Source organism: Neptuniibacter sp. CAU 1671, assembly GCF_029222905.1.
GTDB lineage: Bacteria > Pseudomonadota > Gammaproteobacteria > Pseudomonadales > Balneatricaceae > Neptuniibacter.
This window is the reverse complement of record NZ_JARHUE010000003.1, coordinates 101281-123499: the sequence shown is the minus strand read 5'-3', so window position 1 is coordinate 123499 and position 22219 is coordinate 101281. Positions and strand designations below refer to the sequence as shown.

The window sequence follows — 22219 nt, the reverse complement described above, 5'->3', positions numbered from 1 at the left end:
TGATAAGTCTAGAGTTAGCTGTTCCCTATTACTAGCTAAGCACCTGTCATGTTTCAAACAGGTGTTCTTGATTTGCATCACGCTCTAACAATCTAAGCGCTTCTTCAAGATGAACAGGTTTGCTGAAAAAATAACCCTGACCAATATCGCAACGGTACTGCCGCAGCATCTCGAGCTGGATCTCATCCTCAATTCCCTCAGCAACTACCTTGAGATTAAGGGCATGCGCCATTGCGATAATCGTCCGGGCCAGCGTGGCATCACCTGCATGATTAGCCATATCACGGACGAAAGCCCGATCCACCTTCAGGCAACTCACTGGAAAACGCGTTAGATAGCTAAGCGAACTATAGCCTGTTCCAAAATCATCAATTGTCAGTGACGCACCCAGAGCCAGTAATTTTTCAAGACGTGGCATCAAAGATTCGACATTGTCTGCCAATAGGCTTTCCGTGATTTCAAGCTCTAACTGCATAGGTTCAATTGGCGTTTTTTCCAACACATCCCTGACTTTAAACACGATATCATCTTGCGCCAGCTGTCTGAGAGACAGGTTCACCGCCATATTCAAGCGACGAGGCGCTTTCTGCTGCAACACCACCAAGTCGGAACAAGCCTGTTCAAGAGCAAATTCACCAAGCTCATTGATCAGGCCGACCTCTTCCGCTGCGTGGATAAATTCATCCGGGCCAACAAATCCTAAATCTGCACTTTGCCAACGCATAAGTGCTTCAAAACCCAGAATCTGGCCGGTCTTAATGCAGTTTTTACTCTGGTAAACCATATAAATTTCGCCCCGAGCCAATGCCTGTCGCAGCAAATTTTCAACTTCACTACGCCGTTTAAGGCCATATTCGAGCTCGGATGTAAAAAAACTGTACCTCTTACGCCCCTGCTTTTTCGATTCATAGAGAGCAATATCTGAAAATTTAATCAAACCAGAAACATCATTGTTGTCATCTGGATAACAGGCAATACCGATACTCACTGACACATACAGTAACTTACCCTCAATTTCGACAGGCGTTTCGACATCCCTCAGAATTTTGTCCGCCAACAACTGAACCTCTGGTTTTTCCTTATATGTCGTGAACACCATAAATTCATCACCGCTGACATGACAGACATAAGCCCGGTCACTGCATACACTCCTCAGGCGGTCTGCTACCAGTTGCAACAACTGATCACCCATAAGGTGACCAAACGTATCGTTAACCATCTTGAAGTTATCGATATCCAGATAGAGTACAGCTATTTTTGACTGATCATGCCAGGCAGTCTGTAGAGCACGAGCAAGGTCCTGGTTACCGCGAAGCCGATTTGGCAGCCCTGTCAGAGAGTCATAATTGGCCTGCTGATAAAGTTTTTCCTCATCACGTTTTCGCTTCGTAATATCATTAACAACCGTCACAAAATGAGTGATTACCCCATCACTATTGCTGATGCCGCTGATCGAAAAAGCATACCAATGGCCGTTAAACTCAGTCTGTCGTTCAGCAAACCATTTGCCGGTCTGACTCACCTCTTCAGCAATAAACATCAAATCAGCTTTCAGTTCACTGTAGGGTGAAAAATTAATCATTTCCTGACCAATCACATGACGCTGTAATCCCGAGGCATTCTGCTCCAGATCAAAATGGCTATTTGCATAATCAATCAACCAGTTTGCATCAGTAATCACGATACTACTGGGACTCTGCTCCACCGCCTGTGACAACTTCTCTACATTACCCTCTGCCTCCTCTTTGGCAGCCGTCACTTTTTGACTGATCCGACTGGTGAACCAGAAAACCCCAAAACCTGCGAGCAAAAACAACAGAAAAACACCTGTTACAGGGCGCATCTGACCGGCCCAGACAGAGATCAACGAGGTAATAGGCTGGCCCTGTAATAAAAGCAGCTGATAGTCCGCGATATAACCACTCTGCAGCAGATAGGTCTGACCCGAGATTTCCAGTTCAAGTCGAGGATTTTCCACTACAGAAGCCTGAACCGCTCTGAGTGCTTCATCTGGAAAACGCTGGCGAAACAATCCCGCTACCAAACCCTTATCTAACGGGTAGGTGAGGTGAAGTTGTCCCTCACGACCCACAAACCAAAGCCGCTGGTTCTGGGCAATCGCTAACTGATTTAACAAGCCAACATTTTGATCTAGCACCAGAAAAACCGCAGCGATGTATGACACTTGCTTTTTGTCATCCAACAACGGGATAAAAAGTGGTAATTGGGGAGGAGCAAGGATGCCCGAGCGCTGAACAGTCCCTATCTGAACAGATTTATCCAGCCGCGCCATTTCAAATTGCTGACGATTCTCAACAGAAAGGGAAGGCGTATCTGCCTGGCTCACCGCAGTAACAACACTGCCAGTACGATCCATAATCAATAGTGCACTGATGTTATCGTTCGCGGTTATCAGGTAAGACAGATCAGCTTTTAGTTCAGTAGGTACTATCTGACCAAGCTGATCTATTTCCGCTAACGTGCGGGCGACTATGCGTGTTTGCTGACTTAAAAAGTCAACTGCCCGTTGCTGCAACATATCATGCTGCTCAGCCAAACGAGTAGATTGACTTTCTTTCACATCCTGCCAGACAACTATTCCAAACACGATAAAGGCTATGCTGACCATTACCCCGGATAGCAAAATCAGAACGCGCAGGGGGTTGGTTTCATTCCGCAAAAAAAGCATCGCCAGCATCCCTTTTCAATCTATGAGCCTTAACTTTAACAACTACACGGACAGAAACCCTGAATTACATCAAAAAATAAGAGATTTTCTGAACAATTCTCACAGCTGCACAATTGACCATAGCTATGCGAAACAGGCGAAAATAAACCAAATACCGCAAATGCATAAAATAACTACATATCATAAAAAAATTGAAAATAAATCATCTTTTAAAGATGCCCCATTTCCGCTCATTCAGAACGCATAAGTTCAAACTAAACACATGAAACTAATACTTATTTATCAACACCAAACAGGTGCAGCAAGCACCCCAAAATAAGGCATCCGCACCAAACCAATGCACTCACTAAATTAAGGGTTTTTAGCGGTTGAAACTGTCATCAGGAGGCCCTTAGAATCCGCCCCAAAACCCCACCCCGTGCAGGAGCAACGCCGTGAGTGCATCACCCCAGCTAGAAAATAACATCCAAGAAATTAGCCTGAATGGCAGTGCCCGCTACCGTATCGATGGTCAGCAGGTGGTCATCTCCATCCCCGTTCTGTCTAACAATCGTGACAATTTTTCTCTAAGCGGCACTCTGTCTTTAGAGTTGTGGGCTTTAACTGCACCTTATCAGGGTGGCAATTTCAACGGCCAGGCGCTGGCGGGGACTCAGATTGGCGAACTGCTGGATCAGCACTTCCTGCCAAATTGCGAATACCGTCTGAACTTTGCCGCGCCTCAGGCTGGTGAATGGTCACTCTGTCTGATGCTGCGCGAGTGGAACGGCACCGCGTTTGAAACGCGTGATTACATCAACTTCGGCCTGCCTTATTTAGTTGAAACCAAAACGCCGGTTTCCCGTAGCGAAGATGGCAAAGTGATTGATGTGGATTTCACTGGCCGCAAAGCTGCTGAAGCAGAAGCGCCTGAAGCCAAAACTGAAGTTAAAGCTGAAGTTAAAGCTGAAGTTAAAAAAGCAGAAACCGTCGCCAAAACGGCTGAGCCAGCCAAAGCCGCGCAACCTGCTAAAGCCGCTGCGACTAAAACTGCAGAAGTTAAAGCCGACGCGCAGACCGTTTCTATCAACGAAGCAACGCTGCAGGAACTCGAGCAGGTTAAAGGTCTGAACAAAAAGTTGGCCGGCGTTATCTACAACAGCCGTCCTTATAAAAAGCTGGAAGATCTGCTGAGCCTGAAAGGCATGGGTCCAAAGCTGCTGAAGAAAATTCAGAAGTACCTGTCTCTTTAAACATCCCGGCCCGGTAGCCAGCTACCGGGCCATTAACGCCCTGCCTCTTAGAAACCATAACAACCCCATCAGCTGCAGCAGCGCACAAAAACCAAAAGCGGCCTGATAAGCCTCTATCGGAAGATGTTCCACCTCTCCCCACAACCCGGCGATCAGTCCGATCCCCCACTGCATCAGAAACGCTCCCAGGAAAATCATCAGATTCAGAGACGTATTCACCCGACCGGTTTTATGACGTGGGAAAAGCTGCGATAACACAGCAAACATCAGCGTGCCCGAGGTACCAAAGAAACCCAGTGCACACCAGAGCCAGTCCGGCGTAAGCCCGGGGCCGGAAAAAATCAGCAACTGCAGCAGCAGAAACACAGTCATGCCACCGGCACAGATCTGCCCCGGGGTAAAACCCTGGTGCTGTAGCCGCTCGGCCAGCCAGCCCAGACTCAGGAAGCCCAGACTCATGCCCAGCGCGACCAGCAACAACTGCTGTGACAAGGCGGCGGTGCTCAGACCTTCCACATCCCGCAACCAGAGCCCCAGCCACAAGCCCTGAATCGCAGCAAAAGCCGACTGGGCCAGCATACTGGCCGGTGCCCGGGTATAAAACCGCGGATCGGTCATTATGCTCCAGGTCCCCTGCAACTGCTGACCCAGGCTTTCACCATGGGGCTCAACCGCATGACGCGGCACCAGCCAGAACACCAGCAGACTGACCAGTACGCAACAGACAGCAAGCCCCCAAAACAGAAAACGCCAGTCATACAGGTCAACCACCAGCTCAACGGGCCGGGTCGCCGCCAGCCCACCCAGACCCCCGGCTGTCAGTTGCAGGCCGTTAATCAGCGGTAGACGCTGCACACTGAACCAGTGACTGTAGGTTTTGAATGCCGCCATCAGACAGGCCGACACCCCCAAACCAATCAGACCACGCCCCAGCAGCAACTGCATCACATCCTGAGCCTGCGCAAACAGACCCGCGCCGGCTGCCGCCACCAGCAGCAGAACAGCCAGCACCCGGCGCGGCTCATAGCGATCCAGCAACAAGCCCAGCGGCAACTGAAAAGCAGCAAAACAGAGCAGATAAGCACCACTGACCAGTCCGATCTGCCCCGGTGTCATACTGATATCCTGCAGCAGAGCCGGCGCGATAACCGCATTCACCATGCGAAACAGATAAGAGAGGAAATAACCCAGTCCAAACGGCAGAAACAGGCGCAGCAGCAGCGCCGCACCGGTTCCTGCGGCCGGATCCGCAGTCCATTCAGGTCGATTCACGATGAAATCATTCCCTCAGGCGATGGCAGGCTGCGGTTGACGACGGCTGTACCAGAACACCGCAGCAAACAGTGCAAGTCCGGCAATATTCACCAGTAACGGCAGACCAGGCCAGAGCAGAGCCAGACCCGCCACCAGTGCCAGCAAGCGGCCCAGAATACCCAGAGGGCCTTCCAGATAGCCTTCCATTGCACCAGCTAACGCGTAGATACCCACCAAAGCAAACACAAATATGGTGAGCATTTCACTGAGACTGCCACCGATCAGACCGGTATAGGCAAACAGCAGTGGGATAATATAAAGCCCCTTGGCAATCTTCCAGGCAGTCAGACCCGTAGCCATCGGCGGAGTTTTTGCAATCGCTGCCGCCGCAAAGGCGGTCAGACAGACCGGTGGGGTGACGTTACTGTCCTGTGACAGCCAGAAGATGATCATATGAGCGGATAGCAGCGCCATCGACAACACCCGGGGATCCAGCGCCATCTCCAGCAGAGTGGTTTTAAAATCTCCCGGTACCAGCGCCAGCAGGGCCTCCGCATCCCCTCTGGCCATTGGGGCTGCAAGTTTAGTGACACTCTCCGGATCGGCCAGCAGGAAAATAGTGCGGGCCGCTTCCGGCAGCGTACCATCCATCATCAACTGCAGCAGATGTGACTCACTGATCAGACTGTACAGTGCCGGGGCGGACAAGGTACCCAGTACAATATAGGACGCCGTCACCGGCAGGCCCATTCCCAGTACCAGCGATGCCAGTGCCACCAGAACAATGGTAATCAGCAGACTGCCTCCGGCCCAGGTGTTCACCATCAAAGAGAAGGTGTTACCAATGCCAGTCGTGGCAATCACATTAACGATCAGGCCAATGGACACCAGCAGCACCGCCGTGGTCGCCATATTTTTGGCCCCCTGCGCCAGCGCATCGCAAATATCACGCGGCCCCATCGGCTGGCGTGACAACCAGGAAGCGCCAATCACTGCCAGAATACTCAGACCAGCAGCATAGGTCGGGGTAAAACCATAGATCAGCAGTGCTACCAGCACCGCCAGCGGCAGCAGATAATGCCAGCCCCCTTTCATCACCTCCCGCAATGGCGGCACATCATCCTCAACCGCATGGGCATGACTGCGTTTCGCCTCAATACGGACAAAAAACGCCACCGACATGAAATACAGCAGCGCCGGCAGTGCAGCATAGGCGATGATCTCCAGATAGGAGATCTGGGTGTAGGACGCCATGATAAAGGCACCGGCCCCCATGACCGGTGGCATCAACTGCCCACCCGTCGAGGCCGCAGCCTCCACCCCGGCAGCAAACCGGGCCGGAAATCCCGCCTTGCGCATCATAGGAATGGTAATCACCCCGGTTGAAACCGTATTGGCTACTGAGGAACCGGACACCGACCCCATCAGACCGGAACCAAACACCGCAACAAAACCTGGCCCACCTACCATCCGCCCGGCGGCACTACGGGATAGCTGCACAATGAAATCCCCGGCTCCCGACTTCACCAGAAACGCACCGAACAGGATAAACATAAAGACAAAGGTCCAGGAGATGCGGGCAATCGAACCAAACATCCCTTCACCACTGAAATAACTGCGGAACAGCAGGGTTTCCAGACTCAGGCCGGGGAAATTGAACACCCCACCCAGATATTTTCCCCACCAGAAGACATAGGTCAGCGCGATCAGAATCAGCACCGGGATAAACCAGCCAGTGGTACGACGGGTCAGCTCCAGTGCCACGGCAATCGCCAGCAGGGCCGCCGCCCAGTCACTACTGATAAAGTGCACGCCGCGGTCATACAGGGCGTTTTCAAACAGCATCAGATACGCCGCCGTACCTACCGCCAGCAAGCCGATCAGCAGATCGGCCAACAGCACGGTTCTGGAGTAAACCTTACCCCGCTTCATCGGCACCATCAGCGCACAGAGCAGACCAAAACCGCCGAAATGGATGGCTGAAACCCAGAGCTCGGACAAGGTGCCCAGGGTATTGAAATAGATATGGGACAGCGACAGCAGAATCCCGAACCAGTAGATGATTTTACCTGCCACACCCTGCTCACCCCGCTGGGTCAGTTCAAGTTGTTGCAGCTGTGTCAGGGTTTCCTGATCCGCGCCAGCGGAAGTGTCGGTTGTCTCTTTGGACATAACAGCACCTGCCAGAGTGCCGGCCGGAATGTCCGGCCGGTTATTGCTTCAGATATAGGCGCAAGCTGGGCTTACGCCGGAGGGAGAGGATTATTCAGCGACCAGATGCGCCGGAATGTTCAGCCCCTGCTCCCGATAATAACGGGCGGCCCCCGGATGCAGCGGCACCGGCAGACCGGCAATCGCTTTCTCCAGGCTCATCGCTTTGGTGGCCTTATGAATACCATTGAGAAACGGCAGATTTTCGTAAATGGCTTTGGTCAGCAGATAAACATCTTCTTCCGGAATATCATCGCGTACCGCCAGGAAGTTAGGCTGTGCAATGGTATTGATAGTCTTGCTCTGACCTGGGTAGGTGTTTGCCGGAATCACAAAACGGGTCCATAGATCATAGCGACCGTTGGCCTGTTTCATCTGCTCATCGGTGAAATCCAGTACCGTCATGTCACTGCCAAGTGCAGCATAGGCACGGGTAATCGCACTGACAGGCACCCCGGCAGGAATGTTCATGCCTTCCACCGTGCCGTTCTGCAGCGCATCGGCACTTGGACCATAACCCATGTAGGCCAGGTCAAACTTATCCGCATCCATACCCAGCCCTTTCAGAATCTGGCGACCAGAACCTTCTGTACCGGAGTTACGTTTACCGATGGAGAATTTTTTACCGTCCAGACCCGCCAGATCCGATACTGTGCCGGTTTTTACATGGCTACTACGCACGGCGAAGTGTTCAACGTTCTGCCACAACATAGACACAGAACGCAGCTGTTTCTGTGGACCACTCTCCTGCACTGGCCCTTCACCGTTCCACGCCCAGGCTCCATACAGACCCTGCATGATGGCAAACTGCGCTTCATTTTCCCGTAACAGTTTGACGTTTTCACCGGAACCGGCAGAGCTGATCGCAGACAGGGAGAAATGATTTGCCGGCTCCAGTTTAACCTTGGACAGAGTCGCCAGCGCGACACCCACCGGGTAGTAAGTACCGCCTGTGGAGGCAGTCGCGAGGATATAGGAACGGTTTTCTTCCGCCTGGGCAGACAAGGCTCCCAGCGTCAGGCCAGAACCTAACGTAAGGGCCAGACCCAGTCCTTTGATAAAGCGACGCTTATTAACTTGCATGGTGATGATCCTCTAGCATTTTTTATTATTAATGTCTTTTTGTTTTAGCAAGCCATGGGCCAATTGCCAAAGAATCAGATAACCAATTGATATAAAAAGAATAAATTTATAACCGTCACAAACCGGCCGCCCCGTTATAAGCAGTTTTTTGCTCATCAAAGCAGAATGCATAAGCAAAATTTTGCCTACAGCGCGCATGACAGGTGTCTGAGCAGGCCCGAAATAGAGCCGCTTTACTGGAAAAACAGAGAAAATTTGCCCCGCGAGAGGACAATAAGCAGAATTTTGCCGATCAGAGAAAATCGCTGCGGTTAATGCCGTACTTCTGCATTTTCTGATTCAGGGTACGCCTTGGCAGGTCCAGTATCTGCAACACCTGCTGTACGTTACCGTGATAACGCTGCAGGGTCTGACGGATCACCTGCGCTTCAAAATTCTGTACCTGCAGCGACAATGGCAGGTCTGCCAGCTCCGTCTCGGTATACTCAGGAGCCGCCGGCTGCAGCAGTTCGGTCAGGTTGCACTGCGGATCCATACCAAAGCGCAGGGCTATATTGCGCAGCTCACGCACATTGCCCGGCCAGGCGTAATGCTGCAGGGTTCGCATCTCCTGCGCACTGCACGGCTGATAATCCCGCTGTTGCTGCTGCGCACCCTGGCGGGCGTAATACTCAAACAGCAGCGGGATATCTTCGGTCCGCTCACGCAGCGGCGGAATATACAGCTGCCCCAGGTTCAGCCGGTAGTACAGATCCTGCCGAAAACCTTCATCCCCCTTCAACTCGGTTTTGGTGGCAGCGACAACGCGCAGATTAAGAGACCGGGAACGGTTATCCCCCAGCCGCTCGATGCTGCCCTGCTCCAGAGTACGCAACACCTTCACCTGCAGATTCAGGGGCATGCTTTCTATTTCATCCATAAACAGCGTACCGCCGTCGGCAAACTCAAATTTGCCGACACGCCGTTTGCTGGCGCCGGTAAAGGCACCCGCCTCATAACCGAATAACTCGCTTTCGAACAGACTTTCCGGGATTGCGCCACAGTTCAACGCCACAAACGGCTGATCCGCCCTTGGCCCGAACTCGTGCAGACACTGAGCCACCAGCTCCTTACCCGTGCCGGTTTCCCCGTAAATAATCAGGTTGGTATCCAACCGGGCCAACCGCAGCACTTCACGGCGCAGCCGTTCCATCGCCGGCGACAGACCGATCAGTCGGTCTTCAATGCTGACGTTGTCATGTAACCGTTGCAGCAGGCGCTGATTCTCCAGTGTCAGACGACGTTTTTCACAGGCCCGGTGCAGAGTTTCCACCAGCCGTTCCGGATCGAAGGGTTTTTCAATGAAGTCATAAGCACCTTCACGCATCGCCGCAATCGCCATATCCACACTGCCATGGCCGGTCACCAGTATCACCGGCAGTTCGGGCACCTGCTGCAGCGCAGCCAACAACAGCTGCTGTCCATCCATCTGCGGCATCCGCACATCAGTGACCAGAATACCGTCGAAATCGGGTTGCAGCGCCGCCAGTGCATCCGCCGCATGGCCAAACTGGGTCACGACAAAACCCGCCAGTTCCAACCACTGCGCCGTGGTCTGCCGTACCGCCGCCTCATCATCTACCAGTATCACCCGACCACGTTGTTCTATCACTGCACTGTTTCCTGTACTGACGCGCCTGAACTCACTTCTGCCAACGGCAGCCGAACCCGGAACCGGGCACCACCATGTCTGCGGTTTTCAGCCCGAATCTGTCCACCAAAATCGTTCACGATACTGTAGCTGATCGCCAGACCCAGCCCCAGTCCCTGCCCAACCTCTTTAGTGGTAAAAAACGGATCAAACAGATGGGCCAGGCTCTCTTCAGTAAAGCCGCCCCCCCGGTCAGACACACTGAACCAGGCTTGCCCATCCTTCTGCCAGACCCTGACCGAAAGCTGTTTTACCGGGCAGCCCGCCATGGCATCCAGCGCGTTTCGCAGCAGGTTGATCAGAACCTGTTCCAGCCTGGGCTGGTCCGCCAGCACCACAGGACGGGCCTGATAATCCAGTAGCAGCTCTACCTGCTGTTGCAGCAGGTGGTCTTCAAACATCGGCAGCACCTGCTCAATACACTCCACCAGTGCGACCTGAATCAGACTGTCCGGTTTTTTATAGGCAAAGGTTTTCAGCTGGCCAGTGATCAGCGCCATCCGCTCCGTCATGCTGACAATCTGCTCCAAAGCCTGCTCCGCCGCCTGTAACTGATCCCGCTGCAACAGCAGGCGACTACTGAATACCGAAGTCCGGATTGCGGTCAGTGGCTGGTTCAGCTCATGGGCGATGGCGGCCGCCATGGTACCAAGGGCAGCCAGTTTCGATTGCTGAATCAGCTCTGCCTGCGCCTCATGCAGTTCACGGGTACGTTCCTGCACCCGCAATTCCAGGGCCTCATTCGCCTGCCGCAATGCCTGTTCTGCCCGTTTACGTTTGGTGATGTCGACCAGGGTCACCAGATAACCGTCACTGCCGCCCCAGGTGATTGGATTGATGGAAATTATCACCGGAAACAGACTGCCATCCAGTCGTCTTGCCAGCGTTTCCAGCAGGTTTATAGGACGGAACCGGGCCGGGTTAACCAACTGTCCAGCCAGCTGTTGCAGTTGATCCAGAGGTTGTGAATGATCCAGCAGTTGTTCAATCGTGCAGGTCAGCAACTGCCGGGCATCCACGGCAAAATACTGCTGCGCACGCGGGTTACTGAACACCACTTCGCCGCTCGGGTTCAGTACCATCAGCCCCGCCTGGGTATTACTGATCATCTCCCGCTGCTGTGCTTCATTTTTCAGCCGCAGCTCACGGGCCTCATCCAGTGAACGCAGTTTTAACTGTCGCTCGCGGACAAACAACAACAGCAACAACAGGGCAAAACCGCCACCCAGTACGAACGCCACCTGCGAACGCAGCTGCTGAAATACCGGTGCCAGATCGGTCAGAAAATGGATATCCCAGTGCAGGTCATCCAGCAGGACAGACTGCACCAGATAGGTTTGCTGACCGTCGGCTGACCTCAGCAGCGGCTGACGGCCCAACAGCCCGTCATTAACCCATAACCAGCCAGAGGCCTGATCGACCGGAGCCTTATCGGATGGGTCTGGCAATCGCTGGTTCCTCAGCGCATCCAGGCTGGAGAGAAAAACCTCTCCCTGCTGATCACTGACCAGCAGATAGTCCCGACTGGTACTCCAGTTTTCCTGCAGTTGACGCAGATCAACTCCAACCACAGCCACACCCAGTAACTGCCCGGCACCGTAGATGGGTGCCGACAGATAGTACACCGGCAACCGTTTATCAGCGGCAAAGTAACCGCCATATTCACCATTCAGCGCACCGCGAAAAAATGGCTGATCCCGGCCCGAAACCGGCAGGGTACTTGAGTTACTGCGCCAGTCACTGCTGGCAATCACCTGACCTTCGGTATTTAACACCCCCCAGTTACGGGTACCCGCCACCTGGTTGGCCTGTTCCAGAAACGGATTCACCCTCGCCACCAGATCATCGGAATATTGCTGCAATAACAGCCTGACCTCCCGATTCTGGGACAGCACAAATGGCATGGGAGTAAAGCGGTTGAGATCCCGGCGGATGGCGCTGATATGGATCAAAAGACGATTTTCACCGTGCAGGCGAATATCCTGCAGCAAACTGGCACGGCTGTAGAGTATCAACTGCCAGCCAGTGACCAGTGTCAGCAGCAGCACAACGATCACCAGTGAACGATGACTGATATATTTTAAACGGAACAAAACAGGTTTCACGTAGATCCAGTGTGGCTCAGAGGCCCTCTATCAATACCCGGAAAACCACATAATATCCAGCCGTCTACTCGGCCTGAAGCGCCAGCACCGGGCTCAGACTGGCGGCCTGACGTGCAGGTAAAATACCCGCCAGCAGCCCAACCAGCACAGACAGCAGCATCGCCAACAGAAGATAGATCAGATCAATCGTCAGCGGCAGCGCCGGCAGCAGCCACGCAAGCAGACCCAGCAACACACCGGCCAGCAGCAAACCAGCCACACCCCCCAAAATCGCCAGCAACACGGCTTCACTAAGAAACAAAATCAAAACCTGCTGCGAGGTTGCTCCCAACGCCCGCAACAAACCCACTTCGGCACGTCGTTCTCTTACAGTGGTTACCATAATGGTGGTAATGCCAATGGCACCGACAAACAGGGAGATACCACCCAGCCCGGCGACCGCAGCGGCCAGAATCACCAGGATGCGATCAAGGCTGGATAACATCTGATCCTGTGTGATTAAAGAGAAGTCTTCACTGCCATGTCGCAAAATCAACCGGTCACGAATCAGACCCGCCAGCGTAGTTGCTTCAATGCCGGGGCGATAGGTCACGTCAATCTCCATCAACCCGGTTCGGTTAAAAAGACTTAACGCCCGATCCACCGGTATGTAAACAATGTCATCCAGATCAAACCCCAGCATCTGGCCTTTTTCGTCCATCACACCTACTACGCGATAACGCTCACTGCCAACCCGGATAAACTGCCCCAGAGGACTCTCCCCTTTGAATAGCTCACGCCAGACCTTATGCCCCAGCACCGCAAACGGCTGTGTATAACCAGCCCCTTCAGTTGCGGGCAGAAAACGGCCTAACAGCAGAGGGAAACGCCAGGCCACGGCCATATCGCCACCCACACCAAATATATCGGTATGCCTCACCCGGCGCCCAAACTCTATCGCGCCAGCCCCCTGCACCAGCGGCACCACATATTCCACATAAGGCAGACGCCGCAGGCTCTCAGCATCTGTCAGACTCAGCGGGCGGGTATTGGAGAGCAAACCACCAATCCCCCCAGTCTGTGTTTTACCCGGATTAATCGCCACAATACGGCTGCCAAATTGGGAAAAGTTTTCCAGCACATAGAGTTTCAACCCCTGCCCCAGCGTGGTGAGCATCACCACCGAGGCAATGCCGATGGCAATGCCCAGAATCGTCAGCGCAGAACGCATCCGACTGGTCAGCAGAGCGCCGAGTGTCAGGCGCAGCAAATCAGCGCTGCGCATTTTGCAGATCTCCTCTCAGCGCCTGAACCGGCGGCAGTCGTGCCGCTCTACTGGCAGGCAGCCAGGCAAACAACACCGCCACGCCCAGAGCAACGCCCACCGCACCGGACAGTGCCCAGAACGGCACAGCAACCGGAAACAGAGGCCACAGGGTATGTGCAATCCAGAGCACCAGGTAACCCACCACAACTCCCAACAAAGACCCCAGCAAAGCCAGCAGAATCGCTTCACTAAGGAACAGCCAGTGAATCTCTTTATCCGCTGCACCCAGTGCTTTTAACAGCCCAATCTCTTTGGTGCGCTGACTGACACTGATCAGGGTAATATTCATAATCAGAATACCTGCCACGATCAGGCTGATACCGGCGATAAAGGCCACACTCAGCGTCAACAGATTAAGAATCTTATTAAACACACCAAGCACTGCATCCTGTGTCACCAGCGTAATATCCAGTTCGCCACCATGACGGGCTTGAATCAGTTGCTCAATGCGCTCACGTACCTGGGGAATCAGATCAGGGTTCTGAACCTGCACAAATAAGCGAAATAAACCCTGGGTATCAAACAACTGCATCGCACTGGCCACTGGAATCAGTACCGCTTTGCGCATATCGGTGCCAAGCGAGACGCCCTCTTCCTGCAATAAGCCCTGAACACGCAAGCGATACCCGCCTGCACGCAGCCAGGCACCCAGCACCGGCCCCTCCGACAACAACTCCTGCCTGACTTCCGTACCAATGATTGCCACGGGGGCGACCTGATCAAGCGGCATGACCGGAAGGCCGAGTCCTGACTGCAACTGCAGACCGCGAATAGTGAAAAATTGCGCACTGGTACCCACCACCATCAGCTCACGCTGTCGACCACCGCTGTTGACCATGGTCAGACCCACCACCAGCGGCGCCACCGCCTGCACGCCCGGCAGGCGACTGACAGCCAACGCATCCTCTAATGTCAGATCACGCGTCCCTTCTCCGGTCAGGGGCGGCAGCCCTCCCGTGGTTTCCTTACGGCCCGGCAACACAATCAACACATCGTTGCCCAGCAGCGAGAACTCATCCAGCACAAAACGCCGCGCACCTTCACCCAGTCCGGTCAGCAGTAACACTGCACACACGCCAACGCCAGTGGCCAGCAGGATCATCAAGGTTCTGAACCACTGACGCAGCAGTAACCGACTGTTGAATTGCAACAGATCAGCCAGCCGCATGATCCGCACCTGCACTGTCACTGATCAGTTGCCCATCCCGCATCCAGAGGCGCCGTCGGGCACGTTCTCCCATCGCCTGATCATGGGTCACCACCAGCAGGGTTATGCCCTCCTGATTCAGCCCTTCAAGTAACGCAATCACTTCACTGCCGGAATGGCTGTCGAGGTTGCCGGTGGGTTCATCGGCCAGCAACAAAGCCGGTTTGCGAATCACTGCGCGAGCAATTGCCACCCGCTGGCGCTGACCACCCGATAACTGGTGAGGCAGATGATCCGCATGCCGGTCGAGACCCAAACGCTCAAGCAATGCCTGCACCTGCGGTCGGCGCTGACCCGGTGCTTCACCCTTGAGCACCAGTGGCAGTTCAATATTTTCCCTTGCGGTCAACCGGTCAATCAGATGATAGGCCTGAAACACAAAACCGATCTGACTGTTGCGCTGGGCCGCTCTTGCCTCTTCGGACAGGGTCGACATAGCGGTATTATTGAGCCAGTATTCGCCGCTATCCGGCCGATCCAGCAAACCCAGCATGTTCATTAAGGTGGATTTCCCGGAACCCGATGGCCCCATGACAGAAAGGTACTCACCCGCACTCACTTCAAGGGTGAACTGATCCAGCGCCGTCACGGTCTCGCCACCCAGTCGATACTGTTTGCAAAGCTGTTCCAGACGAATCATTCAGCGATCACCCTGGCACCGTCTACCGCACCTTCGGTATCCAGACGACTTAAAATCCGGTCACCCGCTGATAGGCCTGATCTGATCTCCACCCAGCTCCAGTTCCGCAGCCCGGTTTCCACATTGACTGTTTCGAGCAAACCCTGCGCAGCATTGAAGCGCAGAACCCGGTCACCCTCCAGCAGGGTATCCGTGGGCACCCGCAGAACTGCGTCCCGCTGCGACAGAATAATTTCCACGTCGGCGCTGTAGCCGACCAATAAAGGTCGCTGACCCTCCCGGGCATTGAACAACACATCAACATCCACTGTGCGGGCCTGCTTTTCCAGTTCAGAAACATAAGGCGCAATACGTGATAAACGCCCTTCAAAACTCTCCCCGCGATAAGCATCCAGCGTAATGCGCGCAGGTTGATCAACCTGAAGACTGGCCGCTTCCACTTCATCGATAGGTGCCCGCACATAAAGGCAACTATCGTCGATCAGGTCAACGGCCGGAGGCGTCGCCACACCGGGTGGCGAAGGAGTTGTGAACTCACCGGGTTCACCATTAATTTCAGCCACAATGCCAGCATAGGGAGCCCGTAGCTGCATATCATCCAGCAACACTTCGGCCCGGGCTTTTGATACGGCCGCCTTCTCCAGTTCAACCGCTGCCAGCTCACAGGCCAGACTCTGTATTTGCGCATCAGTACTCAGTTTATCGAGCTGCTCACCCGAGATTAGTTTCTTGGCGGCCAGACCTCTGGCCCTGGCCAGCTCTCGCTTAGCCAGTTCTGCCGTATGACAACGCTGCTGACGTTCCAGCTCGGCCAGCCTGAGGTCCACCTCGGCCTGCTGCAAACCCACCTGCTGTTCACGAGCATACAACTGCAACAACAGTTGCCCCTGCTTGACCCGATCACCCTCTGCCACCAGTAGATGCTCAACCCGTCCCCCTTTAGGCAGAGCCAGCCGTGAACGATGACAGGCCCGGACACTGCCTGCCCGGCTGTTCGCGGCGATCTGTTCGACCACCCCCGTTGATACGGTATACAGCGGCACCGACACCGGAGATTCGCGGTTGAAATACCAGCCTCCCAGCACGACCAACAGCAGCACACTCAGTACAACCAAAAACCGCTTCATGGATGCTCCCACGCAATAAACTTTCGTAATAAACATAGACTGTAATATGCTCTGACAGGATTGAACGGGGAAGTTTATTGAGTTCCCTCAAGCTTTTAGCGAAAACCGCTTCGCGACTATCAGGAGTAAGCCATGAGTGATCAGGGACTGGTGTACGGTTACCGTCTTGACGGTCAGGGTGGTGGCACCGCATTGACCTGGGATGACATCCACAACTGGCGGGAAGATCAGGGACCAATCTGGCTGCACTTCGACTACACCGACAGCCATACCCAGCAATGGATTCGTCAGGAAAGCGGCCTTGATCCTCTGGTTGCTGATGCGCTGCTCAAGGAGGAAAGCCGCCCACGTGCAAGCCAGCTAGACAATAATGCCCTGCTACTGGCCCTGCGTGGTGTCAACCTCAGTCCCGGCTCAAACCCTGAAGATATGGTGGGTATCCGTATCTGGAGTGATGGCAAACGCATTATCAGTACCCGCAAACGCAGGATGTTGTCGGCGCAGGATCTGGTTAAAGCACTTGAAGAGGGTACCGGCCCCTGCAGCATTGGCGACTTTATCACCCAACTGACCTACCGGCTGATCGGCCGGATGCAGAACACCATTCAGGACACTGAAGATCATGTCGATGAAATTGAAGATCAGGTGTTAGTGAATTCTGGCGAAGCACTGCGCAGCCAGATTGCCAACCTGCGCCGCCAGGTAATTGGTCTGAGACGTTATCTGGCACCACAACGGGACGCAATGCTGCAGCTACAAACCCTGCGCATCACCTGGCTGAGCGACCTGCACCGGCAAAGCCTGCGAGAGGTCACAGATCATCTGATTCGCTATCTGGAGGATCTGGATTCTGTGAGGGACCGGGCATCAGTGGCCCAGGAGGAACTCAGCAACCAGCTTTCCGAACAGATGAACAGCCGGATGTATGTGCTTTCTCTGGTTGCTGCCGTGTTTCTGCCGCTGGGATTTCTCACCGGCATGCTTGGGGTGAATGTTGCCGGCATTCCCGGCACGGAAAACCCGGCTGCCTTCTGGTGGTTCAGTGGAATTCTGGTGGTACTGGTGGTGCTGCAACTCTGGTATTTCAAACGAAAAGGCTGGCTCTGATCCCGCTCAGACGGGGTCTTTGCTGTTATCCTGCATATAACTTGGGCTGACCGGCTCCAGATGCCGGTCCAACTGTCCAATATCAAGCATCGGCGCGGCATCAATATGCTGCGCATCCAGCATATAAGCCACCCGATCCAGCGCCGCAACCACCATTGATTGTTCCCAGCTCTGCATATCTTCAAAGCGACGAATAAACATATCCTGCTGGGTGGTCGGCGCGCCTTTCATCAATTCAAGACCGGCGTCAGTCAGATAAACCCAGACTTTGCGTTTATCCTCTTTACCCCGCTCCCGGGCAATCAGTTGTTTCTTTTCCAGACGATCCAGAATACTGGTCACAGTTGCCTGCGCCAGCCCCATCTCCTTGGCCAGTTCGCCCGTGGATAGATGATTGAGCTGCCGCAGCGTCTGCAACACCATTAGCTGGGGCAGGGTCAAACCCGTACAGCGACTGATATGTTTTTCCTGCATATCGGTCGAACGAATAATCTGACGCAATAGCACCAGTGCTTCCTGACTCTTTTCCATCGCCTGCCTAATTAGTTCAGTCTCATCAGGTTCCGATTTTAACGCCAGTTGTCCTGTAAGTAAGCCATTCATAGGGGATAAAAACCAAAAATTAATTTTGTATAACTAAGTAAAATTGCATTTATTTTGTGCATTTATTAGCCAAAAAATCAAATATTTCGCCTTTTAGCACTAAAATATGGCAAAAAAACCCTTCAATTTGCGAAATAAATCCAGATCCGTATAATCCACATCCATCGCAATGCTAAATATTAGATACACGATGAATAACAACCCTATAGTTTTTCGCAAACCAAGAGCCTCTGACGGCCATGCTGTGCACCGGCTGATAAGTCAGTGCCCACCACTGGATCAGAACTCTGTTTACTGCAATTTACTGCAGTGCACAGACTTCTGTGACACGTCGATTGCTGCCGTAACGGCCGACGACACCCCAGTAGGTTTTATTTCCGGCTATCGACCACCGGCACGGCCTGACACGCTTTTCATTTGGCAGGTTGCCCTGCACCCGGACTGGCGCGGTAAGGGGATTGCTCTGGAGATGCTGACCCGGCTCTTCGCCCGTCAGGAAGATATTAAGGCGTTGGAAACCACCATTTCACCCGGCAACCTCGCCTCAGAAACTTTATTCAAGCGTTTCTTTGACCAGCACCAGATGCAGGTCTCCGAAACACTGCTTTTTTCATCGGAAGATCACTTCGCATCTCAACACGATGATGAAGTGCTTTATCGCGGCAGCCAGGCTTCAGCCTGAGCTCGCCTCCATGGAATATAAACCACAGGTAAATGACATGAACACGTTTGAACAGTACGAATCCGAAGTCCGCAGTTACTGCCGCTCTTTTCCGGTTGTTTTCAGCAAAGCCAAAGGAGCCAGTCTGTTCACTGAAGACGGTCGTGAATACATCGACTTTCTGGCGGGTGCAGGCACGCTGAACTACGGCCACAACCACCCTGAGCTAAAGCAGGCACTGCTGGACTATATCGAATCTGACGGCCTGACCCATGGTCTGGATATGCACTCCAGTGCCAAGGAAAGCCTGATCAACACACTGCAAGACGTCATTCTTAAACCCCGTGGCCTGAAGAACTATGTGATCCAGTTTACCGGCCCTACCGGCACTAACTCTGTCGAAGCCGCGCTGAAACTGGCGCGCAAAAAAACCGGGCGTGAAACGGTCATTGCTTTCACCAACGGCTTTCACGGCGTATCAGGCGCAGCGCTGAGCTGCACCGGTAATCAGCATCACCGTGGCGGTGCCGGTACATCTCTGCACAATGTGGTGCGCATGCCCTACGCCGGTTATTTTGGCGAGCAAGCAGACACCCTGGCCATGATGGATAAAATGCTGAACGACCCCAGCAGCGGTATTGACCAGCCTGCAGCCGTTATTCTGGAAGTAATCCAGGGTGAGGGCGGTCTGAATTCAGCGTCTGCCGAATGGCTGCGCAAGCTGCGCAAGCTTTGCGACAAACACGGCATGCTGATGATTATTGATGATATTCAGGCTGGCTGCGGCCGCTCCGGTGATTTCTTCAGTTTTGAATTCGCCGGTATCAAACCCGATATCATCACCCTGTCCAAATCCCTCAGCGGTTTCGGTCTGCCACTGGCGGTCACGGTGTTCCGCAAGGATCTGGATATCTGGAAACCCGGCGAGCACAACGGCACCTTCCGTGGTAACAATCACGCTTTTGTCACGGCCAGCAAAACCCTGCGCGCCTTCTGGCAGGACGATCAGTTTTCATCAGAGATCAAAGAAAAGGGACAGATGGTTCGCCAGCGGATGCGCAAGATCTGTGACCGTTTTGGTCCGGCTTCATTGAAGGTGAAAGGTCGCTGCATGATGAGCGGCATTGAATGCCCCGATGGTGAACTGGCCGATGCGGTGGTGGAAGAGTCGTTTAAACGCGGCCTGGTGATAGAAACCTGCGGTAATCAGGACCAGGTAGTTAAATGCTTTGCCCCACTGACCATCAGCCATGAAAAGCTGAGCAAGGGCCTGGATATTCTGGAGCAGGCATTTGCCGCTGCCAGTTCCAAAGCCACTCAGGCAGCTGCATCCTGAGGAGTCTAGAAAATGATTGTTCGCACACTGAAAGACGCACAGGCTTCAGATCGCCGGGTGCGTTCTGACAACTGGGAAAGCACCCGCCTGTTGCTGAAAAATGACCAGATGGGCTTTTCTTTCCACATCACCACCATTTTTGCCGGGACAGAAACTCATATCTGGTACCAGAACCATCTGGAATCGGTTTACTGCATCCGTGGCAAAGGTGAGGTGGAAACCTTAAGTGATGGCAAGATCTACACGATCGAACCGGGCACCATCTACATTCTGGATAAACACGACGAGCACCTGCTGCGAGCCAGTGAAGAGATGGAACTCGCCTGCGTGTTCAATCCGCCATTGCATGGCAAAGAGGTGCATGACGAAAGCGGCGTCTACCCTCTGGAAGCTGAAGAGATCGCCTGAGATCTCAGATCACACGACAAAACAAAAAGGCGGCAGACACTGTCTGCCAGGGATAAGCATGTTAAGCGTAGAAAAAATTGGCGGCACATCGATGAGCCGCCATATCGACGTACTCAACAATATCTGGCTGCAACCCAAAAACGGCTCTCTGTATAACCGGATTTTTGTGGTTTCAGCCTACAGCGGCGTAACTGACCAGTTACTGGAACACAAAAAAACCGGCGCTGCCGGCGTCTACAGCTGTTTTGCTGAAGCGGAGCAGGATGACGCCTGGCAGCAGCAACTGCTGCACGCCCGTGACAGCCTGATGCGCATCAATCAGCAGATGTTCAAAGGCCAGGAACTGAAACTGGCCAACGACTTTATCGAGCATCGTATTGAAGGCGCTGCCGGCTGCATGCAGAGCTTGCACAACCTCTGCTCATACGGCCATTTCCAGCTGGAATCACAACTGGATACGGTACGTGAAATGCTGGCCTCCATTGGCGAGGCGCACAGTGCCTTCAACTCAGTTCTGCTGTTGAAACAGCAGGGCATCAAGGCCCGCATGGTGGATCTGACCGGATGGAATCTGGAGTCTCCGCTGGCCTTTGATGAGATGATCCAGCAATCGTTTGCCGATCTGGACCCCGCCCGGGAAATGCTGATCGCCACCGGCTACACCCACTGCCGTGAAAGCCTGATGAAAACCTTCGACCGGGGTTACAGTGAAATGACTTTTTCACGGATAGCCACGGCGCTGGGGGCGGATGAGGCGATCATCCACAAAGAGTTTCACCTCAGCAGTGCCGATCCACGTATTGTCGGTGAAGACAACGTGGTCACTCTGGGCATGAGCAACTTTGACGTGGCCGACCAGCTGTCAAATCTCGGCATGGAAGCGATCCATCCCAAAGCGGCGCGCGGCCTGAGACAGGCGGGTATCCCTTTGCGGATAAAAAACACCTTTGAACCAGAACATAGCGGCACCCTGATCAGTCAGGATTACTGCAATCCGCGTCCCTGCGTTGAAATCATTGCCGGGCGTAAAGATGTCTTTGGCATTGAGGTATTCGATCAGGAGATGCTGGGCAACCCTTCTTACGACATCGGCATTACCGGACTGCTTAAACAGCTGAAAATTGATGTGGTAAACAAAGAAGCCGATGCCAACAGCATCACCTTCTATGTGGCCGGTAACCGCAAGATGATCAACCGGATTGTGCGTCTTATCGAAGAGGAATACCCCTCTGCAGACGTGAATGTGCATAACATCGCCCTGATCTCTGCAATCGGCTCCGACATCAAGGTCAAAGGCATGCTGGCCCGCACCGTCAGTGCTCTGTCAGAGGCTGATATCAGCGTACTCGCCCTGCACCAGACCCTGCGTCAGGTTGAGATGCAGTGCGTGGTGGCTGAAAGCGATTACGAAGCTGCCATCCGTGCCCTGCATGCGGCACTGGTCGAAGAAGAGGACCATGGCAACGTGATCCGCGGCGCAGCCTGAGTCATTCTCTAAACTGCTGCCCTGCTTTGGGCAGCAGTTTTGCTATGCTGTAAATATCAGTCATCCGCTCAGGT

At 53.7% G+C, this 22219-nt stretch carries 17 protein-coding genes; 6 read left to right on the top strand and 11 right to left on the bottom strand.

All coding sequences use genetic code 11. The features are described from left to right. Positions 1 to 46: 46 nt before the first annotated feature. The gene (locus P2G53_RS06560; RefSeq protein ID WP_275815487.1) at positions 47 to 2689 is read right to left on the bottom strand and encodes an EAL domain-containing protein; all 2643 of its coding nucleotides are present in this window, start codon (positions 2687 to 2689) and stop codon (positions 47 to 49) included. 434 nt (positions 2690 to 3123) lie between these two features. On the opposite strand from P2G53_RS06560, the gene P2G53_RS06555 reads away from it, so the two are divergent. Continuing rightward, on the top strand, positions 3124 to 3921 hold the full coding sequence (locus P2G53_RS06555) for a helix-hairpin-helix domain-containing protein (RefSeq protein ID WP_275815485.1): 798 nt from the start codon (positions 3124 to 3126) through the stop codon (positions 3919 to 3921). 21 nt (positions 3922 to 3942) lie between these two features. Here P2G53_RS06555 and P2G53_RS06550 read toward each other — a convergent pair whose 3' ends face one another. The 9 genes from P2G53_RS06550 to P2G53_RS06510 form a co-directional block, all read right to left on the bottom strand. Next, positions 3943 to 5193, bottom strand: coding sequence for an MFS transporter (locus tag P2G53_RS06550; RefSeq protein ID WP_275815483.1), 1251 nt, complete (start codon positions 5191 to 5193; stop codon positions 3943 to 3945). A 15-nt stretch (positions 5194 to 5208) separates the two neighbouring features. Further along, positions 5209 to 7347, bottom strand: coding sequence for a TRAP transporter fused permease subunit (locus P2G53_RS06545; RefSeq protein WP_275815481.1), 2139 nt, complete (start codon positions 7345 to 7347; stop codon positions 5209 to 5211). Between the two features lie 90 nt (positions 7348 to 7437). After that, entirely contained in the window at positions 7438 to 8469 is a 1032-nt protein-coding gene (locus P2G53_RS06540) for a TAXI family TRAP transporter solute-binding subunit (RefSeq protein WP_275815479.1), read from the bottom strand. Positions 8470 to 8761: 292 nt separating this feature from the next. Then, a complete protein-coding gene (locus P2G53_RS06535; RefSeq protein ID WP_345799202.1) occupies positions 8762 to 10120 on the bottom strand; it encodes a sigma-54 dependent transcriptional regulator in 1359 nt (452 codons plus the stop codon). Then, the gene (locus P2G53_RS06530) at positions 10117 to 12264 is read right to left on the bottom strand and encodes an ATP-binding protein (RefSeq protein WP_275815477.1); all 2148 of its coding nucleotides are present in this window, start codon (positions 12262 to 12264) and stop codon (positions 10117 to 10119) included. Before P2G53_RS06530 ends, P2G53_RS06535 begins: the two co-directional genes overlap by 4 nt. A 64-nt stretch (positions 12265 to 12328) precedes the next feature. Further along, the gene (locus P2G53_RS06525) at positions 12329 to 13528 is read right to left on the bottom strand and encodes an ABC transporter permease (RefSeq protein ID WP_275815475.1); all 1200 of its coding nucleotides are present in this window, start codon (positions 13526 to 13528) and stop codon (positions 12329 to 12331) included. Further along, a complete protein-coding gene (locus tag P2G53_RS06520) occupies positions 13515 to 14738 on the bottom strand; it encodes an ABC transporter permease (RefSeq protein ID WP_275815473.1) in 1224 nt (407 codons plus the stop codon). The genes P2G53_RS06525 and P2G53_RS06520 overlap by 14 nt, the downstream gene beginning before the upstream one ends. Next, entirely contained in the window at positions 14725 to 15417 is a 693-nt protein-coding gene (locus tag P2G53_RS06515) for an ABC transporter ATP-binding protein (protein WP_275815471.1), read from the bottom strand. Before P2G53_RS06515 ends, P2G53_RS06520 begins: the two co-directional genes overlap by 14 nt. Then, entirely contained in the window at positions 15414 to 16544 is a 1131-nt protein-coding gene (locus P2G53_RS06510) for an efflux RND transporter periplasmic adaptor subunit (RefSeq protein WP_275815469.1), read from the bottom strand. The genes P2G53_RS06515 and P2G53_RS06510 overlap by 4 nt, the downstream gene beginning before the upstream one ends. A 132-nt stretch (positions 16545 to 16676) precedes the next feature. Between P2G53_RS06510 and P2G53_RS06505 the strand changes: the two genes are divergently transcribed. Further along, a complete protein-coding gene (locus P2G53_RS06505) occupies positions 16677 to 17651 on the top strand; it encodes a zinc transporter ZntB (protein ID WP_275815466.1) in 975 nt (324 codons plus the stop codon). A 6-nt stretch (positions 17652 to 17657) separates the two neighbouring features. On the opposite strand, the gene P2G53_RS06500 is transcribed toward P2G53_RS06505, so the two are convergent. Then, complete coding sequence (locus tag P2G53_RS06500) at positions 17658 to 18182, bottom strand: MarR family transcriptional regulator (protein ID WP_275815464.1); 525 nt, start codon at positions 18180 to 18182, stop codon at positions 17658 to 17660. A 262-nt stretch (positions 18183 to 18444) separates the two neighbouring features. On the opposite strand from P2G53_RS06500, the gene ectA reads away from it, so the two are divergent. The 4 genes from ectA to P2G53_RS06480 are packed head-to-tail and all read left to right on the top strand — an operon-like array spanning position 18445 to position 22145. Further along, positions 18445 to 18936, top strand: a complete 492-nt coding sequence (ectA, locus tag P2G53_RS06495; RefSeq protein WP_275815462.1) for a diaminobutyrate acetyltransferase — start codon at positions 18445 to 18447, stop codon at positions 18934 to 18936. 37 nt (positions 18937 to 18973) lie between these two features. After that, positions 18974 to 20251, top strand: a complete 1278-nt coding sequence (ectB, locus tag P2G53_RS06490) for a diaminobutyrate--2-oxoglutarate transaminase (protein WP_275815460.1) — start codon at positions 18974 to 18976, stop codon at positions 20249 to 20251. Between the two features lie 12 nt (positions 20252 to 20263). Beyond that, a complete protein-coding gene (locus P2G53_RS06485; protein WP_275815458.1) occupies positions 20264 to 20659 on the top strand; it encodes an ectoine synthase in 396 nt (131 codons plus the stop codon). 58 nt (positions 20660 to 20717) lie between these two features. After that, the gene (locus tag P2G53_RS06480) at positions 20718 to 22145 is read left to right on the top strand and encodes an aspartate kinase (RefSeq protein ID WP_275815456.1); all 1428 of its coding nucleotides are present in this window, start codon (positions 20718 to 20720) and stop codon (positions 22143 to 22145) included. Positions 22146 to 22219 lie beyond the last annotated feature (74 nt).